Source organism: Streptomyces sp. A01 (assembly GCF_059026195.1).
Genome location: NZ_JBWLKN010000014.1, coordinates 28,153 through 44,255 on the forward strand (window position 1 = coordinate 28,153; position 16,103 = coordinate 44,255).

At 72.4% G+C, this 16,103-nt stretch carries 15 protein-coding genes and 1 pseudogene; 5 read left to right on the forward strand and 11 right to left on the reverse strand.

Annotated elements, in window-relative coordinates:
• Positions 1-272 precede the first annotated feature (272 nt).
• A pseudogene (locus AC5P1B_RS19955) lies at positions 273-410 on the forward strand (MbtH family NRPS accessory protein); the annotation flags it as partial.
• Positions 411-426: 16 nt separating this feature from the next.
• On the opposite strand, the gene AC5P1B_RS19960 reads toward AC5P1B_RS19955, so the two are convergent.
• The 4 genes from AC5P1B_RS19960 to AC5P1B_RS19975 form a co-directional block, all read right to left on the reverse strand.
• Positions 427-1,332 (reverse strand): lysophospholipid acyltransferase family protein, encoded by a 906-nt coding sequence (locus AC5P1B_RS19960; protein ID WP_493888665.1) that lies wholly within the window; start codon positions 1,330-1,332, stop codon positions 427-429.
• Between the two features lie 38 nt (positions 1,333-1,370).
• The gene (locus AC5P1B_RS19965) at positions 1,371-2,129 is read right to left on the reverse strand and encodes a GNAT family N-acetyltransferase (protein WP_493888666.1); all 759 of its coding nucleotides are present in this window, start codon (positions 2,127-2,129) and stop codon (positions 1,371-1,373) included.
• Positions 2,130-2,510: 381 nt separating this feature from the next.
• Positions 2,511-3,647, reverse strand: a complete 1,137-nt coding sequence (locus AC5P1B_RS19970; RefSeq protein WP_493888667.1) for an isoaspartyl peptidase/L-asparaginase family protein — start codon at positions 3,645-3,647, stop codon at positions 2,511-2,513.
• A gap of 509 nt (positions 3,648-4,156) precedes the next feature.
• The gene (locus AC5P1B_RS19975; RefSeq protein ID WP_493888668.1) at positions 4,157-4,504 is read right to left on the reverse strand and encodes an ArsR/SmtB family transcription factor; all 348 of its coding nucleotides are present in this window, start codon (positions 4,502-4,504) and stop codon (positions 4,157-4,159) included.
• A 91-nt stretch (positions 4,505-4,595) separates the two neighbouring features.
• Between AC5P1B_RS19975 and AC5P1B_RS19980 the strand changes: the two genes are divergently transcribed.
• Positions 4,596-6,965 (forward strand): heavy metal translocating P-type ATPase, encoded by a 2,370-nt coding sequence (locus AC5P1B_RS19980; protein ID WP_493888669.1) that lies wholly within the window; start codon positions 4,596-4,598, stop codon positions 6,963-6,965.
• Between the two features lie 134 nt (positions 6,966-7,099).
• Here the strand turns inward: AC5P1B_RS19980 and snpA are convergent, their stop codons facing one another.
• Entirely contained in the window at positions 7,100-7,771 is a 672-nt protein-coding gene (snpA, locus tag AC5P1B_RS19985) for a snapalysin (protein WP_493888670.1), read from the reverse strand.
• Between the two features lie 504 nt (positions 7,772-8,275).
• A complete protein-coding gene (locus AC5P1B_RS19990; RefSeq protein WP_493888671.1) occupies positions 8,276-9,238 on the reverse strand; it encodes an oxygenase MpaB family protein in 963 nt (320 codons plus the stop codon).
• Positions 9,239-9,392: 154 nt separating this feature from the next.
• Here AC5P1B_RS19990 and AC5P1B_RS19995 point away from each other — a divergent pair, with 154 nt between their 5' ends.
• Complete coding sequence (locus AC5P1B_RS19995; RefSeq protein ID WP_493888672.1) at positions 9,393-10,085, forward strand: TetR/AcrR family transcriptional regulator; 693 nt, start codon at positions 9,393-9,395, stop codon at positions 10,083-10,085.
• 79 nt (positions 10,086-10,164) lie between these two features.
• Here the strand turns inward: AC5P1B_RS19995 and AC5P1B_RS20000 are convergent, their stop codons facing one another.
• The 4 genes from AC5P1B_RS20000 to AC5P1B_RS20015 all read right to left on the reverse strand — a co-directional run bounded on the left by AC5P1B_RS20000 (position 10,165) and on the right by AC5P1B_RS20015 (position 13,439).
• Positions 10,165-11,013: a pentapeptide repeat-containing protein gene (locus AC5P1B_RS20000; protein WP_493888673.1), complete on the reverse strand. Its 849-nt coding sequence runs from the start codon at positions 11,011-11,013 to the stop codon at positions 10,165-10,167.
• A gap of 154 nt (positions 11,014-11,167) precedes the next feature.
• Positions 11,168-11,347 (reverse strand): alpha/beta fold hydrolase, encoded by a 180-nt coding sequence (locus tag AC5P1B_RS20005; RefSeq protein WP_493888674.1) that lies wholly within the window; start codon positions 11,345-11,347, stop codon positions 11,168-11,170.
• Complete coding sequence (locus AC5P1B_RS20010; protein WP_493888675.1) at positions 11,322-11,972, reverse strand: TolB-like translocation protein; 651 nt, start codon at positions 11,970-11,972, stop codon at positions 11,322-11,324. Before AC5P1B_RS20010 ends, AC5P1B_RS20005 begins: the two co-directional genes overlap by 26 nt.
• A 258-nt stretch (positions 11,973-12,230) precedes the next feature.
• The gene (locus AC5P1B_RS20015) at positions 12,231-13,439 is read right to left on the reverse strand and encodes an MFS transporter (protein ID WP_493888676.1); all 1,209 of its coding nucleotides are present in this window, start codon (positions 13,437-13,439) and stop codon (positions 12,231-12,233) included.
• Positions 13,440-13,493: 54 nt separating this feature from the next.
• On the opposite strand from AC5P1B_RS20015, the gene AC5P1B_RS20020 reads away from it, so the two are divergent.
• Positions 13,494-14,243 (forward strand): AraC family transcriptional regulator, encoded by a 750-nt coding sequence (locus AC5P1B_RS20020; protein ID WP_493888677.1) that lies wholly within the window; start codon positions 13,494-13,496, stop codon positions 14,241-14,243.
• A 50-nt stretch (positions 14,244-14,293) separates the two neighbouring features.
• Here the strand turns inward: AC5P1B_RS20020 and AC5P1B_RS20025 are convergent, their stop codons facing one another.
• The gene (locus tag AC5P1B_RS20025; protein ID WP_493888678.1) at positions 14,294-14,638 is read right to left on the reverse strand and encodes an ArsR/SmtB family transcription factor; all 345 of its coding nucleotides are present in this window, start codon (positions 14,636-14,638) and stop codon (positions 14,294-14,296) included.
• A gap of 135 nt (positions 14,639-14,773) precedes the next feature.
• On the opposite strand from AC5P1B_RS20025, the gene AC5P1B_RS20030 reads away from it, so the two are divergent.
• Positions 14,774-16,102 (forward strand): MFS transporter, encoded by a 1,329-nt coding sequence (locus AC5P1B_RS20030; protein ID WP_493888679.1) that lies wholly within the window; start codon positions 14,774-14,776, stop codon positions 16,100-16,102.
• Position 16,103: the final 1 nt, after the last annotated feature.

Sequence of the window (16,103 nt, forward strand, 5' to 3'; positions counted from 1 at the left end):
GATCCGCAAGCGGTGCACGTATGGGCAGCCGAGCACGGTTACCAGGCCCTCACCACGTGGAACGACCACGCCCTCGACGCCTTCGACGCCGTCCTGATCCCCGCGGGCCACGCGGCGACCGCGTACACCGGGACCTACTGCCCGGCCCGCGTCCGTCACAACCCCGGCGCGCTCACCAACACCCCCACCACCACGCGGACCACCGCCGCCCTCATCTCCGCACTCCGCGAACACCTCAAGAAGCAGCTGCCCCCACATCTGCTCCCCGCCACGAGGTGCCCGCGGGCTGGAGCGTGGCGCTCCCGGCGGACAGTCACCAGGCGTGCGTGGACTACGTCGAGGAGCACTGGACGGACATGCGGCCGCGCAGCCTGGCCGACGCGATGGACAGGGCCGCGCGCGGCACCTGACCCGGCGGGCGCCCCGTCACCTGGCGTGCGCCCGCCGCGCAGCCCCCTCGCCCGCGCCGGGCCGTCCGGGACCCTGGCCCCGGACGGCTTCGCCGTCTCCAGCCGGGGCCGAGCTGAGCGGCGCGTGTACGCCACGTACAGCGTCCGCCCGACCCGCGAGAGCGGCATCGGGCACACTGTGCGCCCCGCGCACCGTGTCGCGTGCCAGTGCGGCGAGGACCCGGCGGTCCCGCGCTCCGTCGTGCGGCCAGATCAGCCGGTGGGCGCGGACGCGGACCGTCACCGCGTCGGCGGTCAGAACGCGGCGCAGTGAGCTGCCGAAGTCGTCGTCGCCTACGAAGGCGGTGACCGTGGTGGGGTTCTGGTGCTGGGAGTAGCCGAGGGTCACCGGCCGTACGGGCGCTCCCGCGTCGATCGCCGCCTGGAAGGTGGCCCTGCGGAAGTCGCCGCTCGCCCCCGCGCACCAGGTGACTCCCTGCGGGAAGACCATCACGGAGCGCCCGTCGCGGAGGAGGGTGGCGATCTCGCGCACCGTTGCGGGCAGCGCGCGCATATTGCCCCGGTCGATGAAGCGGGTGCCCACGCGGCGTGTGAGGGGGCCGATGACCGGCCAGTCGGCCACCTCGCGCTTGGCGAGCATGGTCACGGGTTCCACAGCGAGGAGGGCGACGACGTCGAGCCAGGAGATGTGGTTGGCCACGATCAGCGTCCCCGGCGCGGCCGGTCCCGGCGCGCTCAGTGGGCCACCGTCGTAGTCGACCCGTACGCCGACGGCGTCGAGTACGGCGCGCGCGTGGGCGCGGACCGTCGCGGGGTCGGCGAGTGCCTCCCCCGCCGCCACCGCGCTGACGACCTGGCGGGCGAAGGCGAGCGAGCGCCGTGTGGCGCGCCGGGCGGCGACGCGGGCGGTCGCGTGGCCCACGCAGCGCTGGTCACAGGGGGAACCGGGCGCCCAGGCGTTCACTGGGCTTCGCCGAGGAAGTAGCGGCGGTAGCGGTCGTTCATCCGCTCGGTGTCGAGGACGACGAAGAAGTCGGCGTCGTCGAAGTCCCTCTCGTGGTGCGGCGCGCCGCACATCCAGGCGCCGACGCGGAGGTAGCCGCGCAGCAGCGGCGGCAGGTCCGCATAGCTGGGCTGCGCCTCCAGCGTGCTGGTCGGCGTCCACGGGACGCGCGGCTGTACGCGCAGCTCGGGCGGGGCGGCGTGCCGGGTCGCGCCGAGCAGCCAGGCGTTGGTGGCGGCCTGGCCGCCGTCGCCGAGCGGGACGGAGGCGCAGCCGGCGAGGTAACGGTGGCCGGACAGCAGCACGTACCGGGCGAGGCCCGCCCACATGAGGTTGATGACGGCGCCGGAGCGGTGGTCCGGGTGGACGCAGGCACGGCCCGCTTCGACCAGGGATGACCGGATGCCGACCGGGAGTCCGCGCAGGTCGAACTCTCCCTCCGAGAAGAGGCGTTCGCCGCGCCCGGGGGGCAGCAGCCGGTAGGTTCCGACGACCTCTCCGGTGGCCTTGTCGGTGACGATCAGGTGGTCCATGACGGCGTCGAACTCGTCCACGTCGCGGCCCGTCGCGGCGGAGGCGAGCTTGGCGCCCTTCTCCTGGCCGAAGATCTGGTAACGCAGGCGCTGGGCTGCCTCGATCTGTTCCTGGGTGTCGGCTATCGCGGTGACGTACGAGCTGGTGGCCGCCGTTACCGTGGACGTCGAGAGCGTAGGCATTCTTGTTCTCCGTTCAGGGGGGAATCAGCAACGCTGGGGTCCCGGTCGGCAATTGTTCGCTGACCGGCTGTATGCCGTTTGTTCTCGTGACGTGAGAATGCCCCGCTCGCCGGTATACCGCCTACGGCCTTGCGCAGTGCATATCCCTGACAGCCGCCAGTATTACCGTGGCCGCGAAAGTCGCAGTGTCCTTACGGTGATTCGGATACTGCCGGGCGGTGACGAAATCGGAACGCCGTGGGCCGCGCCCCCTCTCGGGGAGGCGCGGCCCACGGCGTGCGTTTGCGGCGGTTCGCCCCACTGGCATCTCCCCGTGTCACGCAGGGTCAGGACCAGGGGAGATCCGGTCACCGGGGAAATGTCAGCCCGGGTGGACAATTGTCATTCATTGGCCGGGGATTCGTCGGGAAATATCTTGGTGACGATCTTTCCGTCTCGTGTGAGATAGCCGTGCAGCATCCCCGGGCTGCTGTGCGGCGCGTCGAACGCCCCCTTGGCGTCGAGGGCGATCACACCGCCGTCGCCGCCGAGTGGGGGCAGTCGCTTGACCAGGACCTCGTACGCGGCTTCCGCCACGCCCATGCCGCCGAACTCCATGAGGTGGGAGATCGTGGCCGTCGCCGCGCCCCGGATGAACACCTCGCCATGGCCGGTGGCGCTGGCCGCGACCGTGCTGTTCTTGGCGTACGTACCAGCTCCGATGATCGGCGAATCGCCGACCCGGCCGGTCATCTTGTTGGTCATCCCGCCCGTGGACGTGGCCGCGGCCAAGTCGCGGTCACGGTCGACCGCGACGGCTCCCACCGTGCCCTTGGTCTGGTCGTCGTCGGCTTCCGGCTGTCCGCCGGTGGCCACGCCCTTCCCCTTCTTCTCCCCGTGCTGCTTCCGTTTCGCGTCCATGAGCTGGTCCCAGCGCTTCTGCGTCCAGTAGTAGTCCTGGGTCACGGTCGGCAGGCCGTTGCGGGCGGCGAAGTCGTCGGCTCCCTCACCCGCCAGCATCACGTGCCTGGTCTTCTCCATGACCAGGCGGGCCGCCCTGATCGGGTTGCGCACGCTGCGCACTCCGGCCACGGCGCCGGCGGCGAGGTCGGAGCCGCGCATGATCGACGCGTCCAGTTCGTGCCCGGCGTCCTCGGTGAAGACCGCGCCGCGGCCCGCGTTGAACAGTTCGTTGTCCTCCAGCGCACGCACGGCGGCCTCGACAGCGGTGACGCTGCCGCCTCCTCGGTCCAGGACACGCTGCCCGGCGCGCAGCGCGCTCGCGAGCCCGTCGCGATAGGCGCGTTCCTGCTCGGGAGTGGTCTTGTCACGGTCGAGTGCCGTGCCCGCGCCGCCGTGCACGGCCAGGACGACACCGCGGGCGTCGGGCCGCGCGGGCCCGCCGGGTTTCGCCGCCCGGTCGTCCGGCCCGTCCGAACCCGCGCTGCTCGGTACCGCGGTGGTGAGCGAGGCCGCCAGCGCTATGACCGCGGCGAACACGGTCCAGAGCCAACTTCGTGAGTGGGATCGCCATCGCATACCTTCTCCTCATCCTGTGCCGGATCGGCGCGTGGTGTGAGGGATGCCGACGCGGGATGGCGGGCACGCGGCCGAGGGAGCGGGCCCGTACGCCCGTGACCGCCTCGCAAGCCGTGCCCACCGTCGCCGTGCCGTTCCTCTGCCCCCTTCCCTTCCCCACCTGTCACTCGTTCAGCACGCGTCCGGCGACCCACTCCTCGCGGCCGGTCCCCGTTTCGCCGTGTCTGTGCGTCTTCCGTCGTCATCCGCGGGCGCGGGCGTGGCGATGGGCGCGGGGCGCGGCCGTGGTCCGGCCGTGGCCGTGTCATGGCGGAGGGAGCGCGCTGCCGGGAGGGGCGCAGGCGGGGTGGGAACCGCCGTTGGCGACGTACGCGGCGGCGCGCGGGGGAACCACCCACGGGCGCCCGGCCGGGAGTCGGCGCGTCCGGCGACGCGCCACGTCCGGCGGTGGGCCACGGACGAGGCGGCGCGCGAAGGCCGCGTCGTCAGGCGCCGTGCGTCGTCAGCTGTCAGCCGGTGGGGCGAGCCGCGGCGGCGCCCGCCGGGCGGTGGTGCTCCACGTGGGTCAGTGTCTGCTCGATGAGCGTCGCGACGTGTTCGTCGTGGAGCGAGTACAGGACGCGGCGGCCCTCGCGGTGTCCGGCGACCAGGCCGAGATGGCGCAGCATCCGCAGGTGGTTGGAGACCGTGTTCTGCTCCATGCCGACCTCCGCGGCCAGCTCCCCCACCGGGCAGGGCGACCTGAGCAGGCGGTCCAGGATCTGCACGCGCGCGGGCGAGGCGAGCGCCTGCATGACCTCCGCTACGGCGAATGCCTGCTCTTGTGAGATCAACGCGCTCGTGTTGCCTGCTGCCATACCGCAAATGGTACCGGTATTCATGTCGGCTGAAAGGGGGCGGGGCGGCACGGAGACTAGACACATCATGAAGTCATGATATTTTGAGGTCATGACTTCGAACGATGACTGCGGTGTGGTCGACACGCTGCGCCTCGACATCGCCGAGCTGCTGCCGAGCCCGCTGGCGCCCTGCGACCCCTGTGTCGAGCGCGTCGTCGTCTCACTGGGCCGACGCGAGGCCATCGGGACGGTGCATCGCGCTCCCGGCCGCACCCGGGCAGCCGGGAGTGTCTGCGTGCACTTCGACGCGGCCGAGGTCGCGGCCGGGGAAGTCCGCCGGGCGGCCGAGCTGCTCGGCGCCCAAGCCGACCGGGACCACAGCCAGGGCCATGCCGGTGACCACACGTACGACAGCGCCACCTCCGGCGCCGCCCTGGCCCCCGTCTCCGACGGGAGCCGAGGCAAAAGCCGTGCACACGGGCACGAGGAGGAGCGGGGGCACGAGGAGGAGCGGGGGCACGAGCACGCGCACGGTTTCCTCGGGGAGCGCGCCGAGTTGGTCTTCGCGCTGCTGTCCGGCGCCGCCTATCTGACCGGCCTGGCACTCGGCCTCTTCACCGGCCTCGGCGAGCCGGTCTCCCTCGCCTGTTATGCCGCCGCGTACGTCTTCGGCGGATTCTTCACCGTCCGCGAGGCGGTCATGACCATCAGGGCAGGCCGCTTCGAGGTGGACTTCCTGATGCTGGTGGCCGCCGCCGGAGCCGCGGCCATCGGGAAGTGGGCCGAAGGAGCGGTGCTGCTGTTCCTGTTCAGCCTGGGGCACTCGCTGGAGGAGTACGCGATGGGGCGCGCCCGGCGCTCCATCGAGTCCCTCGCCGCCCTCACCCCGAAGACCGCGCTGGTCCGCCGGGACGGCCGGCCCGTGGAGGTCCCGGTCGAACAGCTCGTCCCCGGCGACACGGTGGTCGTCAGGCCGCATGCCCGGGTGCCCGCCGACGGCTTCGTCCGCACCGGCAAGAGCGCCATCGACCAGGCACCCGTCACCGGCGAGAGCGTCCCCGCCGACAAATGGCCGGTCGACGACGTGCCGGCCGCGCTGCGCGACCCCAGCGCCGTCGCCCCCGAGAGCAGGGTCTTCGCCGGCACCGTCAACGGCTCCGGCGCGCTGGACGTCACCGTCACCACCCGCGCCCAGGACAACACGCTGGCCCGCGTGGTGGCGATGGTGCGTGACGCCGAGACACGGCAGTCCCCGACCCAGGAGTTCACCGCCCGGTTCCAGCGGATCTTCGTACCCGCTGTGATCGCCGTCGTCGGCGCGCTGCTGCTCGCGGGGTTCGTCGTCGACGAGCCGTTCACCGACACCCTCTACCGCGCGATGGCGGTGCTCGTCGCCGCCAGCCCCTGCGCGCTGGCCATCGCGACGCCCGCCGCCGTGCTCAGCGCCGTCGGCCGGGCGGCCCGCAGCGGCGTACTCATCAAGGGCGGCGGGCCGTTGGAGCAGCTTGGCAAGCTGACGGCGATCGCCTTCGACAAGACCGGCACCCTCACCGAAGGACGCCCGCGCCTCACCGATGTCCTGCCGGCCGCGGGGGTGCGCGAGAGCGAGCTGCTCACCACCGCCCTGGCCGTGGAGCGACTCAGTGACCATCCGCTGGCGCAGGCCCTCGTCCGCGACCTGGCGCCCCGGCTCGACGGCGTGTCCGTACCGGAGGCCGACGATCTGCGAGCCGTCGTCGGGCGCGGCGTGCTGGCCCGGCTGGGCGGCGCCCCGGTCGCCATCGGCAACACCGCCTTCTTCACCGGCCCTGACGCGCCGGAGGGACCGGGCGTCCCGGCGGATGTGCGGTCGCGTGCGGAGCGGCTGGAGGAGGACGGCCGGACGACCATGATCGTCCGATCCGGCGACCGGTACCTAGGCGTCCTGGGCGTGATGGACGCTCCGCGCCCAGAGGCGGCCGCCGTCATCGCCCGGCTGCGGGAGCTCGGCATCCGGCGCGCCGTCATGGTCTCGGGCGACAACCAGCGGGTCGCGGACGCGGTCGCCGCCCAGGTGGGCCTCGACGACGCCTGGGGCGGCCTGCTTCCGGAGGACAAGGTGGCCGCCATCGAGCGGCTGCGGGCGGAGGAGGGCCGCACGGCGATGATCGGTGACGGGGTCAACGACGCCCCCGCGATGGCGAGCGCGTCGGTGAGTATCGCCATGGGAGCCGCGGGCTCCGCGGTCGCGCTGGAGACCGCTGACATCGCGCTGATGTCGGACGGCCTGGACCGGCTGCCGCTCGCCACCGGACTGAGCCGCCGTACCAGCACGGTGATCAAGCAGAACCTGTTCCTGAGCCTCGGCATCGTCGCCGTACTCGTGCCCGCGACGGTGCTCGGCCTGGGCATCGGCCCCGCCGTCCTGGTTCACGAGGGCTCCACGCTCCTCGTCGTCGCCAACGCGCTGCGGCTGCTGGCCTACCCCGAGCGCGGCTGAGAGTCCCCCGCCCCCAGTCCGCGATGCGGCCCGGCCCCCGAGAAGGGAGCCGGGCCGCATCGGCCTCAAGCGGTCCGCGCACGGTCCGTACGTGCTCCGCGAGCGGCCCGCGAGCGGTCACAACGCTGTCGTGCTCAGCGGGCTGCCTTCAGGTACGAGCTCTTGTCGAAGGCCGTGAGGCCGTTCGCCCACAGCGTGTTGACCCGTGCCGACTCCTGCTGGTTCGGGTACGCGTTGGTGCAGGAGGGGCCGGGGCCGCCGCCGGACATCAGCTCGCTGCACGGCCCCTGGTAGCGGTCGGGCAGGCCGAGCACGTGCCCGGTCTCGTGGGCGGTGACGCGGGTGGAGTTGTACTGCTGGTTCTGCCGGTAGTCCAGGAAGATGTAGCCGCGCCCGTGCCCGTTGGTGCTGGCGTACGAGCCGCGCGGGTCATTGCCCTCGCGGTACTCGAAGTCGCCGCCGGTGCCCGAGCGGAGCTGAACGTTGCGCACCGAGGAGTTCCAGATCTGCGTGCTGCGTGAGATCTGGGACGCGAAGGTCGGCGCCCTTCTCGCGTCGTACGTGACGGTGACGCTGGCGGCGCCCGTCCTGGCCTGCTTGGCCTTGGCGGACTTCATCACTGCCTCGAAGAAGGCCCTGGTCGCGGCCTCGTCCTCCGATGATCCCGAGTAGGCCGCGATGCTGCTCTCGGTGCTCGTGTTCGGGGCGGCGGCCGGGCTGGCGGACGCCGCGCCGGGCAGGGCGGTGAACGTGGCGGCCAAGCCGAGTCCCAGCGAGGCCGTCAGGAATATCTTGGAGCGCTTCATGTGGGGAACTCCTATTCCGATACCCGGCGCGCCGCACAAACCGCCCGGATAGCGGTCATCACGCGCCGGATACAGCTCAGTTCGTGAGCTGAGTGTCGAGGAGTTCGCCGCAGCGCGCATGATGCCACTTCGCGATAGCGTCATGTAATGGACCGCATAAACCGCTGACACAGCTATATGCGCGCATGGGACGGGAATTCAGGAATTTCACCATCGGTGTCGGCGATTGACCGCACTCGTGGAAGCACCGATTATCGTGCACGGCTCACGGGATGAGCCGTACGCCGCATTCCAGACTGATCGTGCCGGTACGCACACGATACGCGTGTAGATATCCCGGCGGACATCGGGGAGTTGGGCCGGGCGGCCCGACCGGTGAGCGGCGCGACGGCGGAGAGGCAGCGGAGAGGCAGCCTCCCCGCGCCTTGCGGAGCACGCCGGTTGGATCGCCGCACCGGCGCGCGCGTCAGCGCGGCGGTACACCGATCCGGGAGCGGACCGTGATCACACCCGGGGCGCGTAGTGCTTCGGGTGGTCGCGGTGGGCCAGGGGCGGGAGGTTCCTGGCGGGGGTCTCCACGGTGGGGGCGTCGGCGGGCAGCCTGCCGGACACGCGGCGCCAGCCCGCGCGCGCCCTGGGGTGATAGCGCCGGTCATGCGGCACCAGGCGCCATGCGGCGGTGAGCGCGCGGCCGAAGCGGCGCAGGCGGCGCTCGTCGGCCACGGTCCAGTGGTAGCCGAGACGTTCGCGTACGGCGGCGGGGTACAGGCCCACCGTGATCCAGAGAAGGCCGCGGGCGACGAGCGGGCGGATGACCGTCCAGGCGGCGCCGGGCAGCCAGGGCAGCGAGGGCGGCTTGCCGAGGCCGCGGATGTCGAGCACGTCACGCGTGGCCTTGTTGACCTCCAGCACGTCGGCGCACATGTGCTCCCAGTAGCGCTGGAAGGCTTCCCAGCTCTCGGGGACCGGACGGTCACTCACCCCGTACAGCGCGTACCACCGCACGTGCTCCTCGTACAGCCTGCGCTTGTCCGCCTCGGTCAGTCCGCCCGCGAGCCGGTTGGCGAAGACGACGATGCTCATGAAGAAGGTCGCGTGCGCCCAGTAGAAGGTGTCCGGGTCGAGTGCGTGGTAGCGGCGGCCGTGCCGGTCGGTGCCCTTGACCGTGTCGTGGTAGCCGCGCACGGCGCGGGCGACGTCCGGCGCCTTCGGCCCGTCGTAGACGACGCCGTAGATCGGGTACAGCGAGCGGTGCAGCCGCTCCCAGCGCTCGTCGAAGAAGTCCGAGTGCTCCTCGACTCCGGCGCCGAGCCCCGGGTGCATGTTCTGCATCGAGCCCGCCCACAGCGACATCAGGATGCCGCGCCAGTCGCCGAAGTATCTCCAGGTCACCGACTCCGGTCCGAGCGGAGCCGGTGGGGGCTCGGTGCTCGGCGCCGCCTCGCGCGCGGCCGTTGGCTCGCTCATGGCAGGGCTCCAGTCAGTCGTCGACCCGGCTCGGTTGAATCCGTAAAGTGATGACGCCTGTCCTCAGATTACGCTGAGCCCATGGGCCGAAGGCAAGACCGCTGACGGCAACGGGACCGCCGGCAGCAAGACGACAGAGCGAAGGGGTGCGGCCATGCCAGAGGGGTCGTCAGCGGCGCCGTACGTACGCACCTGGGGAGGCCGCAGCCTCACCGACCGGCGCGCCGACCGCAGGGCCGCGCTGCTGGAGGCGGCGCTCGACCTGGTGGGCGAGGAGGGCAGCGGCGCCGTCACCGTGCGCGCGGTGTGCCGCACGGCACGGCTGACCGACCGGTACTTCTACGAGAGCTTCGCTTCCCGGGACGCGCTGCTCACCGCCGCGTTCGACGAGGTCGCGCGGGAGGCGCGGGACGCGCTGAGCGAGGCGGTGGAGCGGACCGCCGAGCCGCTGGAGCGGCCGCGAGCAGCCGTGGAGGCGTTCCTGTCCCTGCTGCTGGACGACCCGCGCAAGGGCAGGCTGTTCCTCCTGGAACCCTTCTCGGACCCGGCGCTCGCCCGGCGGGGCTCCGCCGCGATGCCCGCGTTCACGGATCTCCTCGCCGGTCAGGCCCCGGCGACGGCGGACAGTGCGGAGCGGCGGCTGACGGCGGTCGCTTTGATCGGCGGCCTGGCGGGGCTCATCTCCGGGTGGCTGGCGGGCGATCCGCGGGTGTCCCGGGAGCGACTGCACGACCGTTGTGTGCGCCTGGTGTGGCAGGTGTACGGGTTGCGGGCAGCGCCGGAGCAGGCCGGGGCGCCGTCGGCCCGCGATGACGAGGGTGGTCGGCGGAAGACCAGCGACGGCTGACGCGGGCCGCGGATCACCAGCGCGGCCGCGAGAGCGCCGACGTGCCCCCGGTAGGAGACCCGGACGACCAGCGCGGAGTTCAGACCCGGGCGGGTCGCCAGTGCGCGGGGCGGCTCAGCGCGGGCGGCAGCTTGGTGGCGGCATCACCCTTGGCCGCGTTGAGCTGCGCCTGCGTGAGGAAGATGCTGCCCGTGAGGTCGGCGCCGCCCAGGGCGGCGTCGCGGAAGTCCGCCCCGATCAGGTCGGCCGTCCGCAGGTCGGCGTTCTGGAGGTCGGCGGCGATGAGGTAGGTCCCGCGAAGGTTGGCGCCCCGCAGGTTCGCGCCCTGGAGCCGGGCCCCGATCAGGTCGGCTCCCCGGTGGTTCTTCTTACGGCCGGGGACGCCTGCCCGCGCCAGTTCGCTGGCGCGCAGCAACAGGGTGTTGATGTCGTGCCGCAGCGCGGCGACGTCAAGGGCGGCGAGCGCGTCGGCACTGCCGCGTGTGTGCCGTTCGGTGGTGTGCAGCGCGCGGTGCAGATCGCCGTGCACGGGCCGGGCCGGCGGCAGTGCCAGCGCCTCGTTCACGTACCACAGCAGTTCGTGCAGCTGCCGCATCACGGGGAAGACGTCGAACATCTGGCGCGCGGTGTGCGGAGCCTGCCGCCAGTCCTGCCCGCCGAAGGTGATCTGGGAGACCTGCTGACCCGCGCCGAAGCAGTCGAAGACGGTGCACCCGGAGAAGCCCTCGTCGCGCAGGCGCGCGTGGATGCCGCAGCCGAAGTCGGCTCGCAGGTTCGTACAGGGCTTCCCGGCGTCCTTGTCCACCGCGAAGTCGGCCGACGCGGCGAAGGGCAGAGCCACGCAGCACAGGCCGAAGCAGTTCCCGCAGTCGGCTCGCAGGTCGCCGCGGTCACCGTCGGTGGTGCGAGGTTCGGGCTTCTGGGGCACGGTGCGCGTTCTCCTACGGCAAGATCAGCACCGCTTCCCGCCGTGCCTCGGACGAGGCTCCATCTTCCATGACCGGACGCTCGCCGACGAAATCGCGGCCGTGGGGCCGCGGGGTGCGGCAGCGTTCGCGCCGCGTCCACCGCTCGCGCGCCCGCTACGGCGTACCGAGGAATTCCAGCAGGGCGCTGACGACCGCCCGCGGATTCTCCTCCGCGAGCCAGTGGCCGGTCCCGGGTACGCGCACCCCGGTGACGTCCTCGGCGACCTCCCGCATCATGTCCGCGATGACCGCGCCCGTCGTACTGATCTCACCGCCCACGGCCAGCACCGGCACCGTCAGCTTTCCGTCGCGCCGCAGCGCCGCGCGGTTGTCCCGCGCGTCCTGGTCGAAGGCGCGGTAGACCTCGAAACCGGCGCGCATCGCTCCCGGGGCGGAGTACGCCGAGACGTATGCCGATGGTGTACGCGACGTGGCGGCCGTCGGCGCTGATCGCGGTGGTGCTGCCGAACTCGTAGAAGCCGTCCGGTGGTTCCCGCGGCCACAGGCGCTGCGACTGCCCGGTCACCCGGTCGTAGAGAGAGGGGTCCGGGTAGCGGCTGCCCGAGGAGTAGCCGATGTATCTGCCGTCGCCGATGATGACGGGCTGACCGGCCCCGTAGTGGCGGGCCCCCGGCACCTGGGTCAGCTCGCCGGTGGTGAGGTCTTTCACGAACAGGGCGTGGAAGAACCCGTCGGAGCCGAGGTTCTTCGCGAGTGACCAGAAGGCGACGACGCGGCCATCGGCGCTGAGCGCGGCTCCGAGTGAACCGCCGTCGCCCTGTGCGCCGTCCGAGGCCGTGCTGACCCGCTCGGTATGGGCGGCGGGCGCTCCGGCTCGCGCTGTCATGGGCAGCAAGAGCGCCGCCGCGCAGGCGGAGGCGACGGTGGCGCACGCTGCCGCCCGCAAGGACATCGGCATGATTCCCCCAGAAGCATGGCTACGTCGGCCCCCCGGGCCTTGGAGCATGCAACCGCGTCCGTGCGCGGGCGGCAATCGGACGTTCTTCGTACAACGGAACGCGGTGGTCAGCCGTCCGGGCGCGGGCCGGGCGGCGGATACCGGTGGTGGCGTGCCCTCGTCGGCACGGCGGGCGGTGCGGACGGGCGGTTCGGGAGCGGTCCCGGCACCCCGCATGGGGCAGCGGCACGCTGGGCGTCTGGGCCTGGTGACGGCAGCTCAGTCCTTGGCCGGGGCCGCCATCGGCGCGGCGTGGTGCTCCTCGATGGTGGCCGGTTCGGTCAGCGTGCGGGAGAGCGCCCAGCACACGACGGGCATGACCGTGAGGACGGCGAGAGCCGTGCGCAGCGACGCGGCTTCGGCGAGGGCGCCGACGGCCGGGCTCGCGATGCCGCCGATGCTGACGGCCAGGCCGAGGGTGACGCCGCCCGCCGTGCCCACCCGGCGCGGCAGGTAGTCCTGGCCGAGGGTGACATGCAGTGAGAACGGTACGTACAGGGCGATCGAGGCCGCCGCGATGAACAGATAGACGCTCACGCCGGGCGCGAAGGGGATACCGGCGACGGCCGGTATCGCCACCGCGTACGCGACGCGCAGGGCGCGGACCCGGCCCCAGCGGGCGGCGAGCCTGCCGCCCAGCAGGGTGCCGGCCGCGCCACCCGCGAAGAGGACGAACAGCGCCGCGGCCCCGGCCGTGTCACCCGCGTGCAGATGGCGTCGCACGTAGAGCGAGATGAACGCGCTGAGGCCGACGTAGACGATGGACCGGGCGATGATGATCGCCGAAAGGCGCAGGAACAGCGGCCAGTTGTCGGTGCCTGTGGGTTGCCGGGCGCTCTGCGCCGTGCCGGCCGCGCCGCCGGTGGTGGTGGCCCGGTAGGTGAGCAGGACCAGAGCCACGCCCATGGCGGCCGGGACGATGAGCAGCGGGCTGGCGGACAGGCCGCCGATGGCGAGCACCGGTGTGACGAGGACCGGGGCGAGCGCGAAGCCGATGTTGCCGCCTAGGGAGAACCAGCTCATCCCGATATGGCTGCCCCGCGAGGCGACGCGCGCCATCCGGGCCGCCTCCGGGTGGTAGGCGGCGACGCCGAGTCCGGAGAGGGCGACGGCGCACCAGGTCAGGGCGTACGCGTCGCCGAGTCCCACGAGCGCGATGCCCACACCGGCGGTGCCTGTCCCGACCGGTATGAGCCACGGCATGGGTCTGCGGTCGGTGAGCGCGCCGAACACCGGCTGCACCACGGAGGACAGCAGGGTCGCGGCGAGCACGATCCCGGAGACCCCCACGTACCCGTAGTGGCGCTCGGCCACGAGGAAGGGCACCAGGGCGAGGACCGCCCCCTGGTAGATGTCGACGCACGCGTGCGCCGTTGCCAGCAACGTGATCGTGGCGGGGCGCCGTCCCGCGCGGTCATGAGGTGTCATGTGATGATCATCGATCGGCGACGGGGTGGCCCGCTTCCGATAAAGTGCCAATCAATGCCGGAGATCCGCCACACTCCCAGAGCCAACACGGCCGTACGGCGACTGACCGCCGGGATCGGCGTCGGGGCGCACCACCACGACGATCACCAGATCGTCTACGCCGGGCGCGGCGTCCTGTCCGTCACGACCGACGCCGGAAGCTGGATCGCGCCCGCGACGAGCGCCCTGTGGATACCGGCGGGGACGGTGCACGAACCACGCGGGTGCGGCGAGACGGACCTGCACACGGTGGGGCTGCCCGCGACGGTCAACCCGCTGCGGCTGTCGACACCGGCCGTGATCGCCGTGGGCCCGCTCCTGCGCGAGCTGATCCTGGTGTACACCCGCGACCCCGCCGATCACAGCGCCGAACGCCGCCGGCTGCGCGCGGTGTTGCTCGATCAGCTGCGGCACTCACCGCAACGGCCCATCCATCTGCCCACCGCGCGCGACCCGAGGCTCGCCGCGCTCTGCGCGCTGCTGAACGACGACCCCGCGGACACCCGCACGCTCGCCGCGCTGGGCGCGGCCGTGGGCGCGAGCGACCGGACGCTGGCCCGGCTGTTCCGCGCGGAGATGGGCATGACGTTCCCGCAGTGGCGCACCCAGCTGCGGCTGTACCGCGCGTTGTTGCTGCTCGCCGAGGGCACTCCGGTCACGACCGTCGCACACCGCTGCGGCTGGGCGTCCGCCAGCGCGTTCATCGATGTCTTCCGCCGCACGCTCGGCCACACACCCGGCGCGCACCGACCGCCGCGCGCGTAAGAAGCGGCGACTCCCGCCCTACGCCGCCGGTCCCGCGGCCGCCGTGGCGGTCAGGCGGCCCCGCCGCCACCGGCCGCCGGGGGCTCGGCGTCGACGATCGCGTCGAGCAGTCCGGGGAAGCGGCGCTGGAGATCGTCACGGCGCAGCCTGCTCGGCCTGCTGGCGCCCGCCAGGCGCGTGGAGACCAGCCCGCTCAGGCGCAGCTGGTTCATGTGGTGGGAGATGGTCGAGACCTTGACGGGCAGGTCGATCGCCGTGCAGGTGGACTCCTCGACCGTGCTGAGCAGCCGCACGATCCGCAGCCGCATGGGGTCGGCCAGGGACTGCAGCACCGTGCTGATGTCGATCTCCGCCAGATCCGGCTGCGGCAGCCAGGTCTCCTCGTGCACGCCCATCCATTCCTCCTACGCCGGTCGGAATCTATCGTAGCCATCGGACTGTGGTTACGATGGCTGTCGTAATAATCAATGCTCATCGGAATTCGCGTTCCCGGAAGCGCCCGGGAACGCCCAGGAACGCTGAGGTGGCCGATGTCCGATCCTCTTCCCGTACCGCACTGGCGCCGTCACGCCGCCGTCCTCGCCTTCGGCGCCTTCGCGGTCGGCACCGATGCCTTCGTGATCTCCGGCGTGCTGCCGGAGATCGCCGCTTCCGTGCACGTCAGCGTGGGTGCCGCGGGCCAGCTGGTCACCGTGTTCGCCCTCGCGTACGCGCTCCTCGCCCCCGTCCTGACCGCGCTGACCGCCCACTGGACCCGCCGCACGGTGCTGGTCACCGCGCTCGCCGTCTTCGCGGCCGGCAACGTCGCGACCGCCCTCGTCCCCGGCTACGGCCTGGTCCTCGCCACCCGCGTGGTGGCCGCCGCGGGGGCCGCGCTGTTCACGCCGAACGCCAGCGCGGCCGCCGCCGCGCTTGCCGGGGAACGCCGCCGGGGCCAGGCGATAGCCATCGTCATGCTCGGCATGACCTCCTCGCTCGTGCTCGGCGCGCCGCTGGGCACCGCGCTCGGGTCATGGCTCGGCTGGCGGTCGACCATGTGGTTCGTGGCCGTGCTCACCGTGGCCGTGGCGCCGCTGATCGCCTGGCGGCTGCCGGACATCGCACCGGTGAGCACCGTGGGCCTCAGGCGACGGCTCGCACCACTCGGCGACCGGCGGGTGCTGCGGGTGCTGGCCTCGACTCTGGTGGTGTTCACCGGCATCTACATCCCGTACACCTACATCAGCGCCATCTTCGAACCAGCGACCGACGGTTCGGGCACCCGCCTCGCCTTCCTCCTCATGACGTTCGGGCTGGCGGCCACCGCGGGCAACCTCATGGCCGGACACCTCGCCGACCGGATACCGCCGCGCCGGGTGATCACAGCAGCCGCTCTCGCCCTCACGGTGGTCTTCGCCGCGATGCCGCTGGTCCGCGACGCCTACCCGGCGGCCATGGCGCTCACCGTCCTCAGCGGCGTGGCGTCCTTCTCGGTCACCACTCCGCAGCAGCACGAGATCATCGCCCTGGCACCGGAGAACGGGCAGCCGCTGCTCGCTTCCCTCTACCAGTCCGCGCTGTACCTGGCGATCTCCCTCGCGGGCGTCACCGGCGCGGTGGGCCTGCGCGTGACCGGAGCGGAACACGTGTCGCTGATCGCCGCCGGGCTCGTCCTCGCCGCCGCGGCGCTGACCGGGTACGTCCGGCGCGCCCCGGCCGCCACCGGCCACCCCGCCACCGGCGCACCGGCCAACGCCCGGACAGCCGCAGCCGCGGCCGGTGCCCCCGTGGTCGCGGCCGACGGCGCCGCGCCCGCCCCGGGCCCGGCGACGCCGGAGCGGCGTCCGGCCACCGGATCATCAGCGGCGCCGAGGCGTTGAC